The following is a 19799-nucleotide window of genomic DNA, read 5'->3' as shown; positions in this document are numbered from 1 at the left end:
TATATCCCCGCCCGATTGGGCGAGGGTTTACGCGGGTTTTGCTAAATCATTCATCACTTGAAAAGTTTGATCGGCAAAGTAACAAACCCCGCGATCCGCACCATGTTCTTCATCCAGTGCCGTAATGGGCACCCAACCGCACTGATAAGTACCCTCTGGCGCAATTCCTCCCGCGGTTGTATCGATCGGGTAAGGCGCACCATCAAGATAACCGGCAAAATAATCCCAGCCTAAATCACGCATGGCGCTGTCACCAAGGGCATGGTTATCTGGCCCTAAATCAGACCCTGTTAGATGCATTTTACCGATAAGTGCGCTCACGTAGCCGGCCTCTGAACGCAGTAATTCAGGTACCGAAACCGCGTAGGGAGACATTTGGGAGTTGGCTAAATCCGTTGAAACAATTGCGTTTCGAACACCATTTCTGAAGGGGTAGCGACCATCAAAAAACGTCACCCGGGTGGGCGAACAGGTAGGCATCGTCCAAGTATTACGAAAACGCACCCCAGCTTCAGCAATAGCATTAATCGACATGGTATTTGCCGGTACCGCACCGCCATACCCAAAAGCCGAAAACTGATCGATACCTGCATCATCGATAACAATAAACAGGATGTTGGGTGGCGTTTCTGCCAGCGGCGGATCTGGCGGCGTAGGTACTGGAGTTGCCACCTCAGAATCATTATTGCATGCGCTCAACAACACCGCTGACGAGAAAACGAACATTTTAACAAGGTGCCACATAGGTTTCTTTCCCTAGCTACGTAACCACTAAGTAAAGACCCATTACTCGCTTAAGTCAAAGCTAGTGCTGCTCATATGGAAGTTATTTATACCATTGCTCCGCCAACCTGGATGTAAGATAATGCCCCTATGACAACATTATCCCTACTAGAACTGGTGCGTGTGACCACCGCAGCTGATGCTGGCACTGCCATTAATCACGCTCGTGATCTTGGTCATCACGCCGAACAATGGGGCTACCAACGAATTTGGGTAGCTGAACATCACAACATGCCGGGTATTGCTAGTGCAGCAACCGCATTGGTGGTTGCACACATCGCTGGCGGCACCCAATCCATTCGGGTCGGCGCAGGCGGTATCATGCTACCCAACCATGCGCCCTACATTATTGCGGAGCAATTTGGTACGCTCGCTCAATTGTATCCGGGCCGTATTGATTTAGGTTTAGGCCGAGCCCCTGGCACGGACCCCGTCGCTATTCGTGCTATGCGCCGTCCGGCTCATGCATCTGAGCAATTTCCACAAGATATCTTGGAGTTACAGAGCTACTTAGCACCAGCTAGCGAGTCACCAGCGATCTTGGCGGTACCAGCTACCGGTACGGAAGTGCCTTTGTGGATTTTAGGTTCGAGCATGTACGGCGCCAGTTTAGCCGCTGAACTTGGCTTGCCCTATGCCTTTGCCTCCCATTTTGCACCTGAAATGCTCCTGCCTGCGCTGCAACTTTATCGCAGTAAGTTCAAGCCCAGCAAGCAACTAGCCGAGCCCTACGCGATGGCGGGCATTAATGTGATTGCTGCTGACACGGACGCCGAAGCTACCCGTTTAGCTACCACTCAGCAGATGTCTTTTGCTGATTTAGCCGGCGGTCGCCAGCGCTTAAGTCAGCCACCCATAGACGACATTGAGAGCTATTGGTCACCAAGAGAGAAGGCAACCGCAGAACGCATGTTAGCGCGGTCCGTGATTGGCGCTCCTGATACGGTGCGACAAGGCTTACAGAGCTTCATCAAGGAAACCGGTGTCGATGAACTCATGATTGTATCGGACGTGTATGACCATCAAGCCCGCTTGCGCTCCGTCGAGCTTATTGCGCAAGCAATGCAAAATGACGAGCTGTAACCAGCCACAATCACCAGAGAGGCCCCACATGCAGCCAAGTATTTCGGTCATTACCTTAGCGGTTGACGATTTAGAACGCGCACTAGTTTTCTATCGCGATGGTTTAGGCTGGCCTACTGCTGGCATTGTGGGCACCCAATACGAATACGGTGCGGTGGTTTTTTTTGATATTAATCCGGGGCTTAAACTTGCCCTGTGGCCGCGTGCTAGCTTAGCTCGCGACACAGGGTTGTCACTTGCTGAGCCCACCTCAACCAACATGCTGCTCAGCCACAATGTGGCTGAGCGCGACCAAGTAGATGCTGTATTTGCGCAAGCACTTGCCGCCGGAGCCAGCCAAGTCAAAGCGCCACAAACGGTGTTTTGGGGCGGCTACGCTGGTTATTTTAGCGACCCCGACGGCCATTTGTGGGAAGTGGTGTTCAACCCCGCTTGGCCAAGCTAACGCAGCCAGCTATTGCGCATCACACACAGTTCCTACAGCCGCTTCTATCAGCTGGAGATCGAGCTCGTTGGTTTGTGCATCAAAATTAACATCGTACCAACTTGAACCCTGCCAGCCAGCCGCATCATATTGGCCATGGTGATATTAAAGTACGCCCCGATATTCGCCGGCTCACGCCCAGCGGTGCGGATTTTGTCGATGGCCAACAGGCCGATTACGATCTGATCTTGCAAGCCACAGGTTACCAACTGCATTACCCCTTTATTGCGGCCGAACACTTGAATTGGCAAAGTTACGCACCGCAGCTGTACCTCAATATATTCAGTCCGCGCCATGCCAATCTGTTTGTGATGGGCATGGTCGAGGCTTCGGGGCTTGGCTGGCAAGGCCGTGATGAGCAAGCTCAATTAGTGGCAGCGGTGATTCGTCTGCAACAGGATAACCCCAGCGCTGCGCAGAGTTTTTTCGACAAAGTACAGCAACATGCCAATCAGCGTATTGATGGCGGCATGAACTATTTGCAACTCGAGCGCATGGCTTATTACGTGCACAAAGAGAGCTACTTAAAAGCCCTGGCAACCGAGCGCCAAGCCCTCGCCTCTATGGCTGATAACCGCTCAAATCGCTAGGAGCACCTATGTCTGCGAGTTCGTTGTTGCTGCTAAATGGCATCCTTGCGGGTGAGCATGACAGCGCTCTTTAAAGCGAAACGGTTGCCCGCCTGGTTATTGCGTGCGGCCCTGCATATCGGCCAACGCTTAAAGTTAACCCGCTACAGCGCTGAACAAGTAGATTTTCTACGCTAACGACAACGGGCCCAATGCAGGGGAATATCCTGCAGCCATTGTTGTAACATGGCGCGTTGTTCACGTTGCAATAGTTGATGATACCCGGCTAAATCGCCACCACCAGCAAGCTGCTCAGCAAAAACCTGCTGTTTGGCCGGATAAGCATGTGCTGTGGCATGCTCACAAAACCACGCTAACTCAGGCACCGCAATATGGCTAAAACCTTCTTGCTGCGCGATATGAAAGCCCTTGGCATCCAAATCACCAAAGTAGCATAGCGGTTTAGCGCTGCTGCGCCAGCGTTGCAACAATGCCGCCCGGCCTTGGCTGTAAGCCACGTCGCCGCGGTAAACCACTAACATGGGTGCAGGCGTAGACGGCAACTGAAATTGCTGCAACTGATAAAAGCAATCTAGATTCTCCACCACCACCAACGCGGCATAGTTATCGAGATCTAAGCTGCGTTGATCGACATCCAGGATCTCCTGCTGCCGGGCCATCAACACCCGCTGCGCCCGCGGCTTGCTGCGGACACTCTTATGTTCAGCTTGTCCTTGTTTGGCTTGGGCCAGACTGCTACCGCTAAGATCCGTACCAAGCGGCGCCAACTGTTGTTGCTGCAAGCGCGTGCTAATGCCCTTGAGCAGCTCTTGGCTGTAGGCAAATTGCGGCTGCTGGGCCGCATGACTAGCAATCAGATCTTGCTCCACACACCATTCAAGCACAGCTTGGTCGGTAGCCCGCACGGTTCGCACCACTCTCAACTGGCGTTGCAATTGCGCCGCAATAGTTTGCAGTAACTTACGCTCACGGGGCTTTAAATCAGACATACTCAGGGCACCATCAACCTAAGCCACCGATTGAGGCTGATAACGCACAGCAATATCAGCAATCAGATACAGATGGTTAAAACGACTGGCGGGCTGCTCTTGCCGATACAACTGAAATAACTGCTGCTCGTGACGAGGCAAACCGTTGTACTCGCCCAACACCTGAAATAACCACACCTCGGGTGGCCATGACAATTGTTGTTGCTGCAAGTAATCAAGCGCAGACAAGGGCTCAGCGTCATGGGCCTGGGTATCTTGGGCCCGCTCACAGACCGCAATAAAGTATTGCATCGCATCTTCTTTGAGCTGCTGCTGACGTGCCTCAACCGCTTGTTGCTTGGCATTCACCTCAATGCTATTGCTATTAGAACTGGCCGTATCCACTTTGGCTTTCAGCGCCAACTCTTTGTACAAGCTATGAATTAACGGCACCAAGGCCGGCTGCTGCTCGCGTTTATCCAGCGCTACCCCCGCACTTGCCAGCACCGGAGCGGCATGGTTCACCAATCTGGGCACCTGAGTACGGTAGGAATAATCGCCGATGGCAAAGCTTGGATGCTCGCGCAAAAAACCCGCCATATTCACCACCAACAAGCTGCGTTCTTGCTGCTCTCGGAAGCGTGTCATCAGCTCAACTAAGCGTTTTTGAACTTCGAGCAAACTGCCATGGTGGGTGTTAATTTGTTGCTGCAGACGGCTCACCAATAGTTTACGAAGCCCCGGATGTCCCTCCGCCAGCTCAATAAACTCATCAAAATCAATCAGCGACAACCCTTCAATAAGACGCTTGATTTGCTGTTGAGCACGACCATTTTCACGAATTTTATCGCTTAAATTGCTAACGAAACCAAAGTTACTGTTCAAGCGGTGCCATAAACTAAAAATGGCTTCTTCAAATTGTGAGGTTAAATCATAAACCGCCTCTTCTATACGCAGCATCTGGCTATCAACACGTACGCCATCGCCCATACGCTGGGCCTCACGCATGCCTTCTACGTAACCACGAATCGCCACCAGTTTATCGGCCACATCGGCATCAATTTGCCGACGACTTTCGTCAGTCACCAAAGCCGCGACTAATTGCGTTACCGGATGTCGTAATTTAACTTCGGTGCTAGCGTCAGGTTGATACAGAATTCGCGCTGCTATCAAGCGCTTTAAACTGCGCTCGGATACTGCAGCCACGTCAATGCTACCGCGTAAATACCCCTGCATCAGTAGCTTCGCATGGTCGCCTATCAATTTGAGACGCTCTGCTCCTACCTCAAACAAGCTACTCAGCAGCTGTGATTCGCGCTCTTGTCCAGCCATTAGAGTAACTCCACTTGGCTCTGACTTTCATCCAACGGGATGTTTTCTTCATCTTTAATAAAGCGCACCAAATCAAGCAAATAATCAATTTTACCAGTGACGGTAAAATACAACCGATTGGCATGAGGCTGCAGCAAATAACCATGCTCAACCAAGCGCTTAGCCACTTGCTTGGCTTGGGCATCTACCGCATCTGCATTCGAGTTAAAAAACTTATCATTTGCTAGGGCTTGCAGGCGCTGACGCAAACTTGGGTTGTCTTCAGTTTTTACCATCAACTCTTGCAGTTTAATGGTATCGCCAGCCGTCAAAATCGCATCGCTACCCATGGCTTCTTGCACATAGGTTAACCACTCTAACAAGGGCAACATCGAACTCATCACTACACTGAGCTGTTGTTTTAAGTGCTCGCGTGCGGGTTCGTCGATATCGCGATAGGCCAAGAAAAAGACGGTTTGTTCATCATTGGTGGCCACCCGGCGGTTCAGTGGGCGTAAATAATCATCCAAGCCTTCACGCACCTCGTCGCGCTGCAACTTGGTAAAGTAATCTTCGTTGGTAATTGCACAAATGTACTGCCCCGCTAACAAGGCTTCTAGTAAAGGTCCGTGTGGCATTAGGCGGTACCTCCTGTCACCTGATGAGCAGGCTGCAACTGCTGTAACTTTTTCGTAAGCTCAGACACGCGTGGTTTAATCCGCTTTAACTGGCCTTTGTTAGGTTGCTGCGCATGAGGTTCAATCAAATACCTATGCTTAAACAGCAACAACACATCACTTTCAGGGTTAGGAAAGGCCCCCACAATATCAATGTTGTTGTGATTACAGGCATCAAATAACTTTTCAACGTTGTGATATGCCAAAGTACCAATCTCATCGATCGGCCAATGAATGGTCACGTCCGCTTGCGGTGGTCGTAATAACCGCGTAAAGGCCAATAAGAACTTACATAAAATAAGATAGGCCATACCATGGCTCGACGAATCCGTTAATTGGCGATCATTACGAATCACCACCGGCTCACCGTTTTCTATCAGGTTTAATTGTAATTTCAATAAGCTTTCGATGGTGTATTCCTGATTCGCTTTCAGTAAATCAGCCACCTCAGTTAAATGTTCAATATATTCCGCAGGTGGTAACAATTCGCCAGAACTATTCCACACCTTGTACTGATAAGTCATTTCTTTAAGCGGCTTCCAAAAGCTTAATTCATCAATAGTTGAACTGATTTTAACTTCGGCTTTATCAATACCATCTAAAGTGAGTTCATCAGTAACCGCTTGGGTTAAGCGCCGGCTGTAATCACTCACGCGTTTATGAATATCGTTAAACACGGTAAAGAATTCAAACAAGCCTTTACCGATGGTTCGACCTTGATCAATGGTTTGCTCTTGTTTGGCTTCCAGCACTTTTAACAATTCAGCTAAGGTAGTAACTTGCGCTTGTAGATCTGGGGCTTCGCCCAACTGCCCTAACGATTGCTCAATAAAGCTCATAAATTGGCTATCGGCATCTTGGCGTAAATCACTTTCTAAGCGTGGAATGCGCTGTTCGAGATCTTTATCAAGCTTCTGCTTATCATCCAACAGCTGGTGAGCTCGCGCCACGTGCTCGCTAACATCGCCGGCATTAAAATCAGTATCAAGCGCAGCTATGGTTGCTACCGGCAAATCCGCCATGCGTTGCACCAAAGCCTGTAAATTCATCACCTGGCGCTCAATTTTCTCCAACTGCTCTTTCACATCGTTGGCTTGGCGTTGCAGCAGTTGTTTCTGATCACGGTACTTATTTTCGTGCAGCTCTAACTCTGCGCCTACTTCGCGCAGTTGTTGTTTTGCACGTTGCTCAGCGGCCAACCATTGCGGCCTTAGGCCCTGCCAAGTGACCTGCATGAACTGCTGATACTTGGCAAAATGATCACGTTGAGCCTCGGTATCACGAATATGTTCGCTACGTTGTAAACGCTCCTGCTTTAGCTCGGCTAAGCGTTTCGGGTCCACCCCTTCGTCAGCCAGCTTGGCACTAAAGCTTCGCTCTAAGTCAGCCATTTGCTCAGCCGTTTGTGCCTTGGCGCGCTCGAGTTCGCTGCTTAAATCAGCCACGGCATCGTCAAGGATTTGCAACTGCTCCTGAAATTCCGCCGTTTGCTCCAGCGCCAGCGTTTGCTGCTCCGATTCCACCTCAGCTAGGGCCTGCGCTCGCTGCTCTTTAGTTTTCTGCAGTTGTTGCTGTAACTGCTCTAACCGCTGCCGCAGTTGCCCTTTACGCTCCTGCTCTAATTGGCGCTGGGTATGCAGTAAGCGTTGCTTGTTGTCGCGGGCAAACTCCACATCTTGGGTACTGCTGCGTAACTGCTGTTGCAACCTATCTAATTGTTGTTGCTGCAATTTCGCATGCTCAACTGCCTTCGCAAAAGTCTTTTCTGTTTCCTGCACCTGTTGCTGGGTGCGCTGCCACTGCTCGCTGGCTTGCTCGTGTTGCTCCTGCAAACGCTCGTCCGTACTGGCGTAATCGGGCAATTCAACGGCGCTTAAATCTAGCTGAATGCCATACAAACTGGGCTGCTCTTGGTGATTGACCTGTTGCGGCGCTAAATCAGTACGCTGCAATAAAGGTTCGGCTAGTACTTTCCCCAAGCTCTGTTGCCAATCATCCACATGCTGCCCTAAAAACTGGCGGAGACTGCCAGGAGCCGGCGCCAACTGCTGTTGTAATTGTTCTACCCGACTCGCAGCTTGAGCACTGCGGCTACGCGCGTCACGCACATCTGCATCAGCGCGCTCGCGCTCACGCAACGCTACATTCAGCTGCTCCTGTTGCTTGGTCACTAACGTTTGCTGCTGATTCAGGCGTTCTTGCGCTTCATCTACCCGCGCTTCAGCTATTCGCATCGCCTCGTGCTCGTCGCTGTTAAGCATCGACAAACCCGCTTGAGCTTGCTTAGCCGCCAACTCGTTTTGCAGCGCTTCTAACTGCGCCTCAAACTGTTCACGCACTCGTTGCAACTCTTGCTGCAACTGCAGACTCTGCTGCTTGGCGGCATCCAGTTGCGCTTGCATCAATTGCTCACGCAAACCCGCTTTAACTTGCATCTGCGCACGTAATTTTTGACTCTTATGCTCTAGCGCATCGCGCAATTTCAGTTTGTGACTATTTAATTGCTGTTCCGCATCTTGGTGCTTTTCCATCAGCAAGTGATAATGCTGCTCTAACTCTTGCAGCTCGGCGCGGCGTTCAGGTAACAACTCCAGCTCACGCCCCAGCCGCTCTACATCTTGCTCGCGATAGTCATCATATTCGCGCTGGGCACTGCTCAAACGCTGTTCAGCTTGATCCAAATCAGCTTGTGCATCACCTTGTTGTTGGCGTAATTGGCCTCGTACCTGCTCGTAATGAGCTTGCGCCTCTGCAAGTTCCCGCTTCAAAAGTTGTAACCGCTGTTCAGCATCTGCCTTCGCTATTTTTTGCTGACTAAAATCGGTCTCAATCACCTTTTTTAATTGCCATAATGCCGCCACATTATTATTGCGTTCGGCACTTACGCGCTCAATTTCAGCTAGACTCTTTTGCAAGCGTTCAACTTTCATGAACTGCTTCATATCACGCAGCCAGCTTTTAATTTTATCGCCCGTAAACGTATTGGCTGGGCGCTGATAGCCGTCTTCCTCTAAAATGGCCGCCAGCATGCTTTTCAGCGTATCCATTTTGCCTTCTTTGGCATGCACCGCAGACACCAGTTTCTCAATATGGCGCAACCTATGATTATCTTGGGCTAGCGCATAACGCGCTGCTAATTGCCGATATTTTAAACTCTCGCTACGCTGGCTACGGTCATTTTTAATATCGTTAAGAATAATATTGCGGTATTCCGTGGTGGTCGAGATCTTGGCCGACATATCAATCGATAGCCCACGCATAAAGTGCGCCCAATCTTGATATTCTTTTGCCACCACGCCATCGGTTTTTTCTAATAAATAATGCTGTGGATCATAGCCGGCATCCACAAACCGATAATCAATCCCATCGGCGCGCTTAGTTAAAACCACTTGCGCCAAACCATGGCGAGGTCGCTCGTATTCATAAATCACGTAACTATTTTTGTACGGCAAATAATACTTATCAAAACTTAGCCGAGTGCGCGGCACCACCCGATTAGGAAGCTCACCATAAAAAACCGGAATCATCCGCTGCAACGTGGTTTTACCCGATGCATTGCTACCACAAATATTGGTATGGCCATCCAGTTCCAACTCCACCACACCCGGCAGATGCCCATTAATCATGATTATCTTTAACAGCTTCGCCATCTCGTTTCCGTCAATTATTTTAGTTTTTAAGTAGGGAGTTAAAGTGGAGCTTTAGTAATCGTTGATAACTCGCTGTTTATATCAAAGATGCGGCCACGTACGGATGGCACCCCAAACGACTTCAACCGAGCACTATGCATCTCTAAATAAGCTTGCGCTGAGGCCTCGTCAGTAAAAGCATAAAGACCGCCCGCTTCACCATTAGCTTGGTTTTCTGTCCAGATCTTCCACAAAAAGCCTGGCTCTTGGGTAATAGATTCTGCCAACTGTTGCATCTGTGCCGCCATCTCAGCACCAAACGGCCCTGCATACGGAAAATCCACCTGCAATATCTTCATCACCAACCTCCACCTTTTATAGCAACAAACCTAGCCATTATTAAACCATGATACCGCGCTTACAACAATTCATTGAGGAACTTGCAGACCCACCTCCGTAGCTGGGTCCGTAGCTGGGGCCGCAAGTTCCTCACGGGTTAGTCAAACAGGCTGAGTTGGCTATCAGGTGGGGGGGGGTTGCGCGAGCGTGAGCCGGTGCGCGAGCGGCGCTCATTGAAGCCGCGGGCGGGGCGAAGGTTGTGTTCTTTACGTAGCTGGCTCACGTCGTTTTTGAGTTGTCGATGGGCCTGCTCAAAGTCGACTAATGGCAGCGGGTAATCGATGCCCTGCTGTTGTTTTAGATGCACCGGCATCAGCCAAGGCTCAAACAGCCACATCGCATCGATAGAACGCAGTTCCGGCACCCAGCGACGCACGAATTGCCCTTGTGGATCAAGCTTTTGCGCCTGCATCACCGGGTTATAAATGCGTAGAATCGAATTACCGGCGTGGCCACTTTGCATCTGCACCTGCGGAAAGTGAATCCCTGGCTCGTAGTCCACAAACAGTTGCGCTAACCACTCGGCCACCGGACGCCATGGCAACGACAGTGAATAGGTTGCCGCAGAAACCAACATGGCGCGCATCCGAAAATTTATCCAGCCGTGCACATGCAAATAACGCATGCAAGCATCCACCATTGGCCAGCCGGTACGGCCATGCTGCCACGCAGCAAAACGCTCGGCATCAAAAGGCCGCGGTAACTTATCCGTAGCCGGCACCAACGCCTGAAACTCCATTCGATGATTGCTTTCAAAGCGCTGAATAAAATAACAATGCCACCATAATCGTTGGCTAAAATCCGCTAGGCTTTTACGCCAATGAATAGGCACGGTTTTGGCACGGCTGCTCTCGGTGGCTTGCACAATTTCTTTCAAACTCAAGCAGCCATAAGCTAAATAAGGGCTCAGTCGCGAGCAGCTTGAAACCGCCGTCAAAGGTGAACTAATCGAACCTCGATAACGCTCACTACGGCGTGTTAGAAAACTCTCCAATAATGCCAAACCCTCGCGGCGTCCGCCTTGCTGGCGCGATCGCAACAGGTAAGCATCAGTGCCTAAATTGGTGGGCAGTAACTCAATCGCCAACGGCCGCAATGAGGTAGATTCCAACCACGCCGGCGGCACAAAAGCGATGTGCTCGGGCAGGGTCTGCTGCGCTTGCTGCATCCAATCAAACCAATGCTCATGAAAGCTACCAACACGGCGCTGTACTGGCCGCACCACCCCAAACTGGGGATATTCATGCCAAGTTAGCTGGTGCCCACGACAGAACCGCCCTACTGCTTGGTCGCGCTTAAAGGTCCATAAATTACCGTGCTCTTGATGACTATGCAGGACAAACTGCGGCAGCACTTGATGTAACTCGCTTAGCGCCTCCAGTACATGCCCGTGAGCTAACCACAATTGCCCGCCCAGCGCCGCCAGCTGCTGCTGCAAATCCACCAAGGCATCACGCACAAACATCCACTGGCGGTTACTGGTATCAGAGAGCTGCCAATAATTCGGCTCAATCACATACAAAGCCAGCACCGGCCCAGCTTCAGCGGCTGCAGCCAACGCCGCATGGTCGACACAACGAAGGTCGCGTTTAAACCAAACCACCTGAACGCTTGTCGACATCTTCATACTGCGCGCGGCACCCAGATCGCATCATCCTGTGCCACCTCTCCAAACACTTGTAATCGATGCGGTGCGTGCACTTTCAAGCCAGCAACCCAAGCCGCACTGTAGGCGTCAACTTTATCGTGGGTGCTGCCAAAACTAATTTGCGGTAGCTGTTGCCACTCGTTTTCTGTGGCTGGCCAACCGCTGTGCTGTGCAATGGCAGCCAATTGCTTCTCAGGCACACCCAGGGCGGTCTTATGCGGAGTTTGCGGGAGTAATTGCCGAATCGTTGCCTGCGGAAAAACTTCAATCAACGGCGCCAGCTCTGCTAACTGTTCGGCCAACGCAAAACCAGCAAGCATCCACAATTGCATCACATGAGGCATGTTCGCAACGGGCTTTCGAGCGGCCAAGTGCTGCTGCGCTTTGTCCACAATAGCCCTGAATTCTGTGGCCGACGGTGTTTTGTAACAACGAATGCCAGCGTCGGCTAACGCCTGTTCAGCCAACCGAAATGAGAGCTGCTCAGCGCGCGGGCGGAGCGGCGCATCGATACCAATACACGCAATCTGCAACTGGTAATGGTCACACACGGCATCGATATAAGCGCGCACTTGCTCGGCGTAACTTGCCGTATAGGCGTCATCAATAACGCGTCTGTTGCCCTGTCCAAACGGAGGTTGTACCGCCAACTGTCGCACCGGCAACGGCACCAACCGCGCCCCTTGCCACTGCGCAAAAACAATCGGAATACGCTTCTGTCGTGAACATGCCACATCCACGCCTACCACCACCGACGCCATCACCTTTCTCCTGCCTAACCTTAAACTTTCATTACTGTCTATTCGGTGGTTTTAGATCATGATGAGCTGCGACAACAAGATGTTATTCAGGTAAACCTTGAAACGTTGGGCTTGTCTCTAAAGCCTTACACCAGGTAGGTTCACTGGCGGTAAAAAGACGAGCTGTAGGTGATAGATTGATGGGCGAATCCAAACACCCAGCAGGAACCATCAACATAGATGCACTCGGTTGATTAGGTAAAGCCGAGCCACAGTGTCTGCAGAAGCTCTTGCTGTGTCGGGTATTGGGCAGGGTAAATGAAGTGACTGCCTCAGCTCCAGCAAGCCAGTTTAACGTGGCTGAACTCGCAAAAAGATTAGCGGCATGAGCCGAGCCGGTATCTTTTTGGCAGTAACGGCAGTGACACACATAAAAACTGTCAAATTCGCCCTGAACTTCAAAGGTGACGGCGCCGCATAAACACGACCCTCTATGAGTTGCCATAGTCCTATCCTTTTTTGAGTTACGTTGAGTTAAATTGAGATAACACACAACTACTCTACTCAAGAATAAGAATTCCGCCACCTTGGATTAGTTCGTTAACCTTTCGGAGTGGCCAACTTCGGCAAGTTTTGCCGTGGCTTCAACTTTATTCAGTTACGACACTAAGTGTCGCCACGGCAAGCTATGGTACTATCCTTGAATTGACAGCACAGCCATGCAGCAACATCAGGACGGTTCCATGAAAATTTTACACACCTCAGATTGGCATCTTGGCCGGATCTTTAACCAGCAATCGTTGCTTGAAGATCAGGCCCACATCCTTCAACAAATCATTGCCTGCGCCGTTGCCGAGCAAGTTGATGTGGTGATTGTTGCCGGCGATGTCTATGACCGGGCACTACCGCCAGCTGAGGCTGTCACCCTACTTGACCGTACCTTGAACACCCTGATCAGCGAACATCAGATTCCGGTAGTGATGATTTCAGGGAATCACGATGCGGCGAAACGGCTTGGTTTTGGCGCGAATTTACTCAAGCACAGCGGCTTGCATCTATTCACCTCCTTTGAGCAGTTACTCACACCCGTAACACTGACAACCGACGCCGGCGAATTAGTCATTTGGGGAATACCTTATTGCGATCCTGAGCACGTGAATGACTTCTACGGGGTGAAGACAACGGATCATCAAAGCGCCCAAGAGCACGTCACCAACCTGCTTAAGCAACATCTTGCAGACCATCCTAACCAGCAAGCTACTCACGTTGTGGTAAGTCATAGCTTTATTGCCGGAGCAAGTGTGAGCGACTCAGAGCGTCCCCTCAGTATCGGTGGGGCCGAATGCGTTGATGCCAATCTGTTTAAAGATTTTCATTACACCGCCCTTGGCCACCTGCACCAAGCCCAGTATCGTGGCTACCAGCACGTGCGTTATAGCGGCTCACCGTTAAAATATAGTTTTTCTGAAGTGAACCATAAGAAGAGCGTCACTTTGGTGAAATTTACTGCCGACCAGCAGACTGATATCAGCCAATACCCACTGAAGCCGTTACGTGATGTACGCATTATCGAAGGCGCTTTTGCTGAGATTCTCGAGCAGGGCAAAAACGACCCCTATCACCAAGATTACGTACAAGTAAAACTCACCGACAAAGAAGCCCTGCTAGACCCCATGGCAAGGTTACGGCAGGTATATCCCAATATTCTCGATCTCACCAAGCGAGTGCTAGAACGCAGCGACAGCGAGGTCGTCAAGGTGCATAGCAAAGAGCAACTGGCACGCACAGAGTTAGACATCATCGATGACTTTTTTCATGCCATGACCGACGACCATCTCAGTGCTGAACAGCGCCAAGTACTGAACGATGTGGTGCAAGACGTGCTTAACAAACAGAAGGAACTGTAACCATGAAGCCTATTTACCTTGAAATGAGCGCCTTCGGCCCCTTTGCTGACACACAGTGCATCCACTTTAATGAGCTTGGCGACAATCCGCTGTTTTTAATTAATGGCCCCACTGGCGCGGGTAAAACCACCCTGCTAGATGCCATGACTTTCGCACTTTTTAACAGCACCACGGGTGACCGCAGCGGGCAAAACATGCGCTGTGATCACGCCCCTAATGACCAAGAAACGTCCGTCGTGCTGATTTTTAGCTGCGGTGCCCAGACCTATAAAGTAGAGCGCAGCCCCACCCAAACCGTCAAAGCCAGGCGCGGTGACGGCGAAACTACCCGTGCAGCCAGCGCCACCCTCTGGCGGGTGCAGCCGGATGCCGCCACGCACGATGCCACCCAGTGGCAAACCAGCGAGCTACTAGCCAATAAAGTAAACGATGTCAGCCAACAGGCACAAGCTTTGCTGGGCCTTAATGCCGACCAGTTCCGCCAAGTTGTGGTGCTGCCGCAAGGCCGTTTTCGTGAGTTTTTGTTGGCGAAATCAAGCGAACGTGAAAACGTTCTTGAAAGCTTATTTCAAACCCAGCGCTTCAAGCTTATCGAAGAGGCCTTAAGCCAACGCGCCCTTGCCGTTAACCGCGATTACACCACCTTAAAAAACGAGCTTGAGCAACGCTTAAAAGACATGGGACACCCGACCATCGAGGCCGCTCTAGCGCATCTTGATGAATTGCAGCCCCCGTTGGCAGACGCACAAGCTGAGCATGAGCACGCTAAACAACAATTCAGCCAAGCGCAAACTCACTACACCCAAGCCGAAGAGCTGAATAAGCGCTTCGTGAACCTTGCCGAGCTACAAAACAAACTCAAACACCTGGCTGAACAGCATAACGAGATGCAGCAACATCAGCAGCAACTCAAAGCCCATGCTCAAGCACTCCATCTGCAACCGTTTTGGCAAACATTTACCCAGAGTAAAGACGCACTCGGCCATCGTCAGCTGGCATACAACAAAGCGCAAGCACAGGCAGAGCAAGCCACGGCAGCGCTGAACCAAACCCAAGCTGAACTCAAAACAGTAGCTGACCACCCGGCACGTATAGAGCAGTTGAACTTGCGCCTTGATGAGCTCAGTCGGTTAGTAGCAACCGTGCAGCAGTTGCAACAGCTGATGGCAAACCTCCAGCAACAAGCCCAAGCGGTAACCCAAGCAAACACTCAAAAGACTGTAGCTGCCGAACATCTGGCGCAGCTCAAAACCAACCATAACCAAGTAACCAGCGAGCTCACCGCACTTCGCGAACGGATTAAACAGCACACCAACACCGAGGCGCAGCGCACCCAATTAGCGCATCATCAACAGTTGCACGATGAACTTAAGAAGCGTCATGCCGAGGTGCTAACCGCCCAGCACGCATGGCTTGCCGCGCAAGCCCCATTATCTGCAGCCCAAGCGGCTACCGAACAAGCCCAACAGGCGCGCGACAGCCTCTTTTTACGCTGGTACCAAGAACAAGCCGCAGCATTGGCGCAAAAACTGCAGCCCGGCCAGCCCTGTCTGGTCTGTGGCAGCACAGAGCACCCGGCTCCAGCCCATCTAGCACGCCAGCAAGACTTGGTCAGCCAAGAACAATTAGATGCCGCTGAAGCCCTCGCCCAGACAAAACGCCGTGCTGAACACCAAGCTCAAACAGCACTTGAACTTGCGGCCAACAACCACACCAAAGCGGAGCAGGCCCGCAACGAAATTGCTAAACGCGTCAGCCAGGTGATTGACACCTTGGCTAAGCCAGTTGCGTGCTCTGCCACTCAACACGCTGCCAGTGAGCCGTCGGCCAACCAGCAGTCTGTTAGCACGCACTCTGTTAGCAAGCACTCTGTTAGCAAGCACTCTGTTAACAAAAAAGCGCCCGCACAAGATGCTGAAGAATTACTAGAAGAATTAGCAGCACAGTTACAGCTGGTGCAAACGCAGTTACGTGAGATCGAGCAACGCCAGCATCGCGAACGCACGCAAGAAACAGAACTTGAGGCCACGCAAGCCAATCTTGTCAACCAGATAGCCCAACAAGAGCAGGCCCTAGCCGAGGCCAATACCCAGCTACAAGATGCCACCCAGGCGCATAGCAACAGCGAAAGCCAGCTCGCCGCCCTCGATAAAGATGGCGAGCTGCGCAAGCGTGAGGTGGCGCAAATAACCAATGAACACCAACAAATTCAGACCGAGCGCGACAACTTACGTCTTGCCCACGACAAGGCTCAAACTCAGTTAAAACGAGCTGAAAACCATCACACCACGGCGCAAAGCACCCTCGCCAGCGCTCTCACAGAAGTAACCACAGCAACGCAAACCTTAAACCAAGCCGAAAGCCGTTGGCACGAAAAACTCAGCGCCTCACCCTTTGCTGACGCCGAGGCTTTTAGTCAAGCCCTACTAGATCAAGCAACCGCCGACACACTGCAACAGCAAGTGGAGACCTATAAAAACCAAGTAACCCAAGTGCAAACGGGCATCGATTCCGAAACCATAGCCATCGGCAACCAAGCCAAGCCTGATCTCGCTCAACTTGCTGAACAACGCTCTCAAGCCGCAACGCTCGAGCATGAAAAACTGCAAGCTTGGCAGATCCTGTATACCGAGCACAAGCAGCTCAAAGACAATATCGATAAGTACCAAAGACGCGCCGCGCAAAGCGCCGATTTAGAACGCAATTACGCCGTACTAGGACGCCTCGCACAAACCTTAGCCGGCAATAACAATAGCCGCATCAGCCTGAATCGCTTTGTTTTGGCTATCTTATTGGATGATGTACTCCACGAAGCCTCGCAGCGCTTAGCACAAATGACCCAAGGGCGTTATCAACTCGTGCGTCGACGTGAAGGAGGCGACGCCCGCAGTCACGGTGGCCTTGAGCTAATGATCGACGATAGCCACACCGGCAAACAGCGCGAGGTCAATACCCTCTCGGGCGGCGAGAGTTTTATGGCCGCCCTCGCCCTAGCATTGGGCCTATCCGATGTAGTACAAAGCTACGCCGGTGGCATAAAAATCGATACCCTGTTTATTGACGAAGGCTTTGGCAGCCTCGATAGCGAAGCACTCGACCAAGCCATCAACGTCCTCGCTCACCTACGCGATAGCGGCCGCACCATCGGCATCATCTCGCACGTAAGCGAGCTCAAACAGCGAATCACCAAACGCATTGATGTGGTGCGAGGTATTGGCGGAAGTTCGTTGCGGGTGGGATTGTAATCCCACCCAGATTGGGTGGAGCTTCAGCTAAACATCTGTCTCCTTGTTCAGAAAAATTTGATACGCGATTACTGTTGCTATTCAAGCGTTCGTTAGGAGAGCATTTTCGACATGTTATAAAACCTTTCGTCTTCACTATCGACAACAAAACCTGACCTAATATAAAGCTTATAAGCTGGACTAATTCTAAACACCCGTAATTTAAGACGATTTGTACCCGAATTAATTGCTAAACGTTCACATTCAGCGAGGGCTGCTGCTCCAAACCCTTTATTTTGATGATGATGGCTAACCTGTAAATCACGGACATAGCAGCTATCATTATCAAATGCTAATCGTATTGCACCGACAACTTCACCTTTCAACAATAGGTCGAAATTGACCAAATCACGGATTTGTTCTTCAATTTTTGAACAATCCCAATCAACAGCATAGTGCTCGTAATATGAGCGCATATTTTCATAAGTCATCAGAGCTGAAGCTGATAAATTTTCTGTTCGCTGAAATGAAATCATGGAATCTTCTATCGCTCGCGTAAAGCGCGCCAACTTGAGAGCGTCTCAGGCTCCGAATGAAGAGGCTTGCTATGTGTTTGAGTAGTAAACAATTGAGCTACCCTCGTTTAATTAAAACCTAAACAGCTAGTTTCCACTGTCGGTCAATTTCCTCAAGTAAAATTTTCTGTGCTGCCTGTTCGGCCTCGTAATTGGCAAGTAAATCTAAGAAAAAACTAACCGAATTATTTTGCTTAATACTTTCCATGTATAACGACCGTAATGCAGCATCTGTTGTACGTGGAATATCTGACTGGCCTTTCTCATAACGAGCAATTGTTTGCTCAGAAACACCAAACCGTTTGCCCAAAATACGTTGTGAAAGGTTTAGTTCAATTCGTAAGAATTTAAATTCGGCGTTGGTTAGCGGCATCGCTTTACTCGCTATTGTTCTAGCCAAAACTCGATGGAGCCCCTCTAAATCATCGATACTGGTATATTCTTCATCATCAATCACATCAATCGAATAGCCATTTTTCAGATACACATTAGGCAAGCCGCTTTCGCTGTAATGGTACATGATTATCTCCTACTCTACCCAAACTGTAACAAGTACCGAACTCGGTGAATCTTGATGATTTTTAAGCACTACCGTCAACTCGATTATTTTCCCCGCGGCAAGTCCTTTAAGGTTAAATTTCCAATCGCCATTCAGCTCTCGGTAAGGTCCCTCTCTAAACACTGAATACTTACTTCTTAAAAGTGTGAGAATTTGACGCGAGGTAACGCCTCGCTCAAGCATTCGTTGTTTCACATGCCGACTCCAGCGAATTCTAGAAGTATAGTTCTCCGCAAGATCATTAACGATGTAACGCGCCGTCATCTCAGTTAAAGGGAATTCGACAATTCCCTTTGGAGTGTTCTCGTCCATGAGTCACCTATCATTTTGATAGGAAATTTTGAGCTGGAACTTAGAAAATGTCAAGCGGGTGTTGGCTGACAGTTCGGTGCGATAATATATTATTGTGGGCTTTAAGTAGCAAAATTATCATGAGGTCATGATGAGGGACATACTGAATTAATGCGGTATAGCCATAATCGGTACTCCCTCCCATTTGAATTACCGTGTTACCGTTTATTTCCGTCTGCGCGAGGCTACCCAGTAACCAGCGATCGGTCGCTTTCGTGAACGCATCATTCAGCGAATTTTCAGGTAAAAAGCACTAGGTCCTGCTGAAGGTTATTGAGGTCTGCTTCGTGCCTGGAGCGGACGTTAACGCTGAATTAACTGGCGCTGCCACCATAGTATGACCTTAGCACCTGATGACGGTGCTTGAAGATGAGTCGGTAGACAGGTGCCAGAACGTCTGCCAACACTGGCAACCTACACTGGAACTCGATGGTATCGGTGACCCAGCATAATGCCCCGTTCCGATTGATGTCCCGCCGATGGTGCCACAGCTTATTGGTTAAAGTACTGGATGCCTCCACAAAACCCCGTTGGGGATCAATGGATTGAAAAAAAAATGTGTGCCGATCGATGGGAAGGATACCGAAAAGGAGTATCCAGCTTGAAAAGAATACCCTACCGGAAGGCCACTCAAAGATTGGCTTGCTTGACCATTCTGAGGGAGCGGTCATACGAATGAGAGGGCTCAATTCCCTATTCACGCCCTTCATGGTAAGCAGCCCAGCAACATCTTCGGGACTGATTTTAAGATTGCTCGATATTTCAAATTTCACTGAGATCTTCCGTGACAGTTAACGCTTCACATCACCTGCAACCAAAAGCAGAGCGAGGAACGAGCGGCGCTTTTGGTTGTCCGAGTGTATGTGATTGT

17 protein-coding genes are annotated in these 19799 nt (G+C 50.4%); 5 read left to right on the top strand and 12 right to left on the bottom strand.

The features are described from left to right. Positions 1-27: 27 nt before the first annotated feature. Positions 28-744, bottom strand: a complete 717-nt coding sequence (locus tag NOG12_RS12070) for a sulfatase-like hydrolase/transferase (RefSeq protein ID WP_313933388.1) — start codon at positions 742-744, stop codon at positions 28-30. Positions 745-873: 129 nt separating this feature from the next. Between NOG12_RS12070 and NOG12_RS12065 the strand changes: the two genes are divergently transcribed. From NOG12_RS12065 to NOG12_RS12055, 3 genes are all read left to right on the top strand, one after another. Beyond that, positions 874-1866 carry an LLM class flavin-dependent oxidoreductase gene (locus NOG12_RS12065; RefSeq protein ID WP_153827310.1) on the top strand — a complete coding sequence of 331 codons (993 nt, stop codon included), beginning with the start codon at positions 874-876 and terminating at the stop codon, positions 1864-1866. Positions 1867-1894: 28 nt separating this feature from the next. Beyond that, positions 1895-2311, top strand: coding sequence for a VOC family protein (locus tag NOG12_RS12060; RefSeq protein ID WP_153827309.1), 417 nt, complete (start codon positions 1895-1897; stop codon positions 2309-2311). Between the two features lie 101 nt (positions 2312-2412). Then, positions 2413-2940, top strand: a complete 528-nt coding sequence (locus NOG12_RS12055) for an NAD(P)/FAD-dependent oxidoreductase (protein WP_313933387.1) — start codon at positions 2413-2415, stop codon at positions 2938-2940. 173 nt (positions 2941-3113) lie between these two features. Here the strand turns inward: NOG12_RS12055 and NOG12_RS12050 are convergent, their stop codons facing one another. From NOG12_RS12050 to NOG12_RS12015, 8 genes are all read right to left on the bottom strand, one after another. Beyond that, positions 3114-3929: a DUF7281 domain-containing protein gene (locus NOG12_RS12050; protein ID WP_313933386.1), complete on the bottom strand. Its 816-nt coding sequence runs from the start codon at positions 3927-3929 to the stop codon at positions 3114-3116. 18 nt (positions 3930-3947) lie between these two features. After that, a complete protein-coding gene (locus tag NOG12_RS12045) occupies positions 3948-5240 on the bottom strand; it encodes a hypothetical protein (RefSeq protein ID WP_313933385.1) in 1293 nt (430 codons plus the stop codon). Beyond that, complete coding sequence (locus tag NOG12_RS12040) at positions 5240-5857, bottom strand: hypothetical protein (protein ID WP_110076927.1); 618 nt, start codon at positions 5855-5857, stop codon at positions 5240-5242. Before NOG12_RS12040 ends, NOG12_RS12045 begins: the two co-directional genes overlap by 1 nt. Beyond that, positions 5857-9546 (bottom strand): ATP-binding protein, encoded by a 3690-nt coding sequence (locus NOG12_RS12035; RefSeq protein WP_313933384.1) that lies wholly within the window; start codon positions 9544-9546, stop codon positions 5857-5859. The genes NOG12_RS12040 and NOG12_RS12035 overlap by 1 nt, the downstream gene beginning before the upstream one ends. A gap of 38 nt (positions 9547-9584) precedes the next feature. Further along, a complete protein-coding gene (locus NOG12_RS12030; protein WP_313933383.1) occupies positions 9585-9884 on the bottom strand; it encodes a monooxygenase in 300 nt (99 codons plus the stop codon). Positions 9885-10021: 137 nt separating this feature from the next. Next, a complete protein-coding gene (locus NOG12_RS12025) occupies positions 10022-11545 on the bottom strand; it encodes an FAD-binding domain-containing protein (RefSeq protein ID WP_313933382.1) in 1524 nt (507 codons plus the stop codon). A gap of 2 nt (positions 11546-11547) precedes the next feature. Beyond that, complete coding sequence (locus tag NOG12_RS12020) at positions 11548-12333, bottom strand: DUF429 domain-containing protein (protein ID WP_313933381.1); 786 nt, start codon at positions 12331-12333, stop codon at positions 11548-11550. An 82-nt stretch (positions 12334-12415) separates the two neighbouring features. Next, on the bottom strand, positions 12416-12817 hold the full coding sequence (locus NOG12_RS12015) for a GFA family protein (RefSeq protein WP_313933380.1): 402 nt from the start codon (positions 12815-12817) through the stop codon (positions 12416-12418). A 238-nt stretch (positions 12818-13055) separates the two neighbouring features. Here NOG12_RS12015 and NOG12_RS12010 point away from each other — a divergent pair, with 238 nt between their 5' ends. Next, complete coding sequence (locus NOG12_RS12010; RefSeq protein WP_313933379.1) at positions 13056-14219, top strand: exonuclease SbcCD subunit D; 1164 nt, start codon at positions 13056-13058, stop codon at positions 14217-14219. 2 nt (positions 14220-14221) lie between these two features. Continuing rightward, a complete protein-coding gene (locus NOG12_RS12005; RefSeq protein WP_313933378.1) occupies positions 14222-17464 on the top strand; it encodes an AAA family ATPase in 3243 nt (1080 codons plus the stop codon). A 92-nt stretch (positions 17465-17556) separates the two neighbouring features. Here the strand turns inward: NOG12_RS12005 and NOG12_RS12000 are convergent, their stop codons facing one another. The 3 genes from NOG12_RS12000 to NOG12_RS11990 all read right to left on the bottom strand — a co-directional run bounded on the left by NOG12_RS12000 (position 17557) and on the right by NOG12_RS11990 (position 18889). Continuing rightward, positions 17557-17979: a GNAT family N-acetyltransferase gene (locus NOG12_RS12000; protein ID WP_313933377.1), complete on the bottom strand. Its 423-nt coding sequence runs from the start codon at positions 17977-17979 to the stop codon at positions 17557-17559. 118 nt (positions 17980-18097) lie between these two features. Next, positions 18098-18538, bottom strand: coding sequence for a helix-turn-helix domain-containing protein (locus tag NOG12_RS11995; protein ID WP_313933376.1), 441 nt, complete (start codon positions 18536-18538; stop codon positions 18098-18100). A gap of 9 nt (positions 18539-18547) precedes the next feature. After that, a complete protein-coding gene (locus tag NOG12_RS11990) occupies positions 18548-18889 on the bottom strand; it encodes a DUF4258 domain-containing protein (protein WP_313933375.1) in 342 nt (113 codons plus the stop codon). Positions 18890-19799: the final 910 nt, after the last annotated feature.

Origin of the sequence: Pseudidiomarina fusca, assembly GCF_032227045.1 — a bacterium.
GTDB lineage: Bacteria > Pseudomonadota > Gammaproteobacteria > Enterobacterales > Alteromonadaceae > Pseudidiomarina > Pseudidiomarina fusca.
Note: the sequence above shows the minus strand (reverse complement) of the source record. Positions and strands in the feature narration are given on the sequence as shown.

Coding starts and splice junctions, on each gene's coding strand:
- NOG12_RS12060 (WP_153827309.1), top strand. CDS start 1,895: ATGCAGCCAAGTATTTCGGTCATTACCTTAGCGGTTGACGATTTAGAA.
- NOG12_RS12070 (WP_313933388.1), bottom strand. CDS start 744: ATGTGGCACCTTGTTAAAATGTTCGTTTTCTCGTCAGCGGTGTTGTTG.
- NOG12_RS12035 (WP_313933384.1), bottom strand. CDS start 9,546: ATGGCGAAGCTGTTAAAGATAATCATGATTAATGGGCATCTGCCGGGT.
- NOG12_RS12005 (WP_313933378.1), top strand. CDS start 14,222: ATGAAGCCTATTTACCTTGAAATGAGCGCCTTCGGCCCCTTTGCTGAC.
- NOG12_RS12045 (WP_313933385.1), bottom strand. CDS start 5,240: ATGGCTGGACAAGAGCGCGAATCACAGCTGCTGAGTAGCTTGTTTGAG.
- NOG12_RS12030 (WP_313933383.1), bottom strand. CDS start 9,884: ATGAAGATATTGCAGGTGGATTTTCCGTATGCAGGGCCGTTTGGTGCT.
- NOG12_RS11995 (WP_313933376.1), bottom strand. CDS start 18,538: ATGTACCATTACAGCGAAAGCGGCTTGCCTAATGTGTATCTGAAAAAT.
- NOG12_RS12010 (WP_313933379.1), top strand. CDS start 13,056: ATGAAAATTTTACACACCTCAGATTGGCATCTTGGCCGGATCTTTAAC.
- NOG12_RS12040 (WP_110076927.1), bottom strand. CDS start 5,857: ATGCCACACGGACCTTTACTAGAAGCCTTGTTAGCGGGGCAGTACATT.
- NOG12_RS11990 (WP_313933375.1), bottom strand. CDS start 18,889: ATGGACGAGAACACTCCAAAGGGAATTGTCGAATTCCCTTTAACTGAG.
- NOG12_RS12025 (WP_313933382.1), bottom strand. CDS start 11,545: ATGTCGACAAGCGTTCAGGTGGTTTGGTTTAAACGCGACCTTCGTTGT.
- NOG12_RS12015 (WP_313933380.1), bottom strand. CDS start 12,817: ATGGCAACTCATAGAGGGTCGTGTTTATGCGGCGCCGTCACCTTTGAA.
- NOG12_RS12065 (WP_153827310.1), top strand. CDS start 874: ATGACAACATTATCCCTACTAGAACTGGTGCGTGTGACCACCGCAGCT.
- NOG12_RS12050 (WP_313933386.1), bottom strand. CDS start 3,929: ATGTCTGATTTAAAGCCCCGTGAGCGTAAGTTACTGCAAACTATTGCG.
- NOG12_RS12020 (WP_313933381.1), bottom strand. CDS start 12,333: ATGGCGTCGGTGGTGGTAGGCGTGGATGTGGCATGTTCACGACAGAAG.
- NOG12_RS12000 (WP_313933377.1), bottom strand. CDS start 17,979: ATGATTTCATTTCAGCGAACAGAAAATTTATCAGCTTCAGCTCTGATG.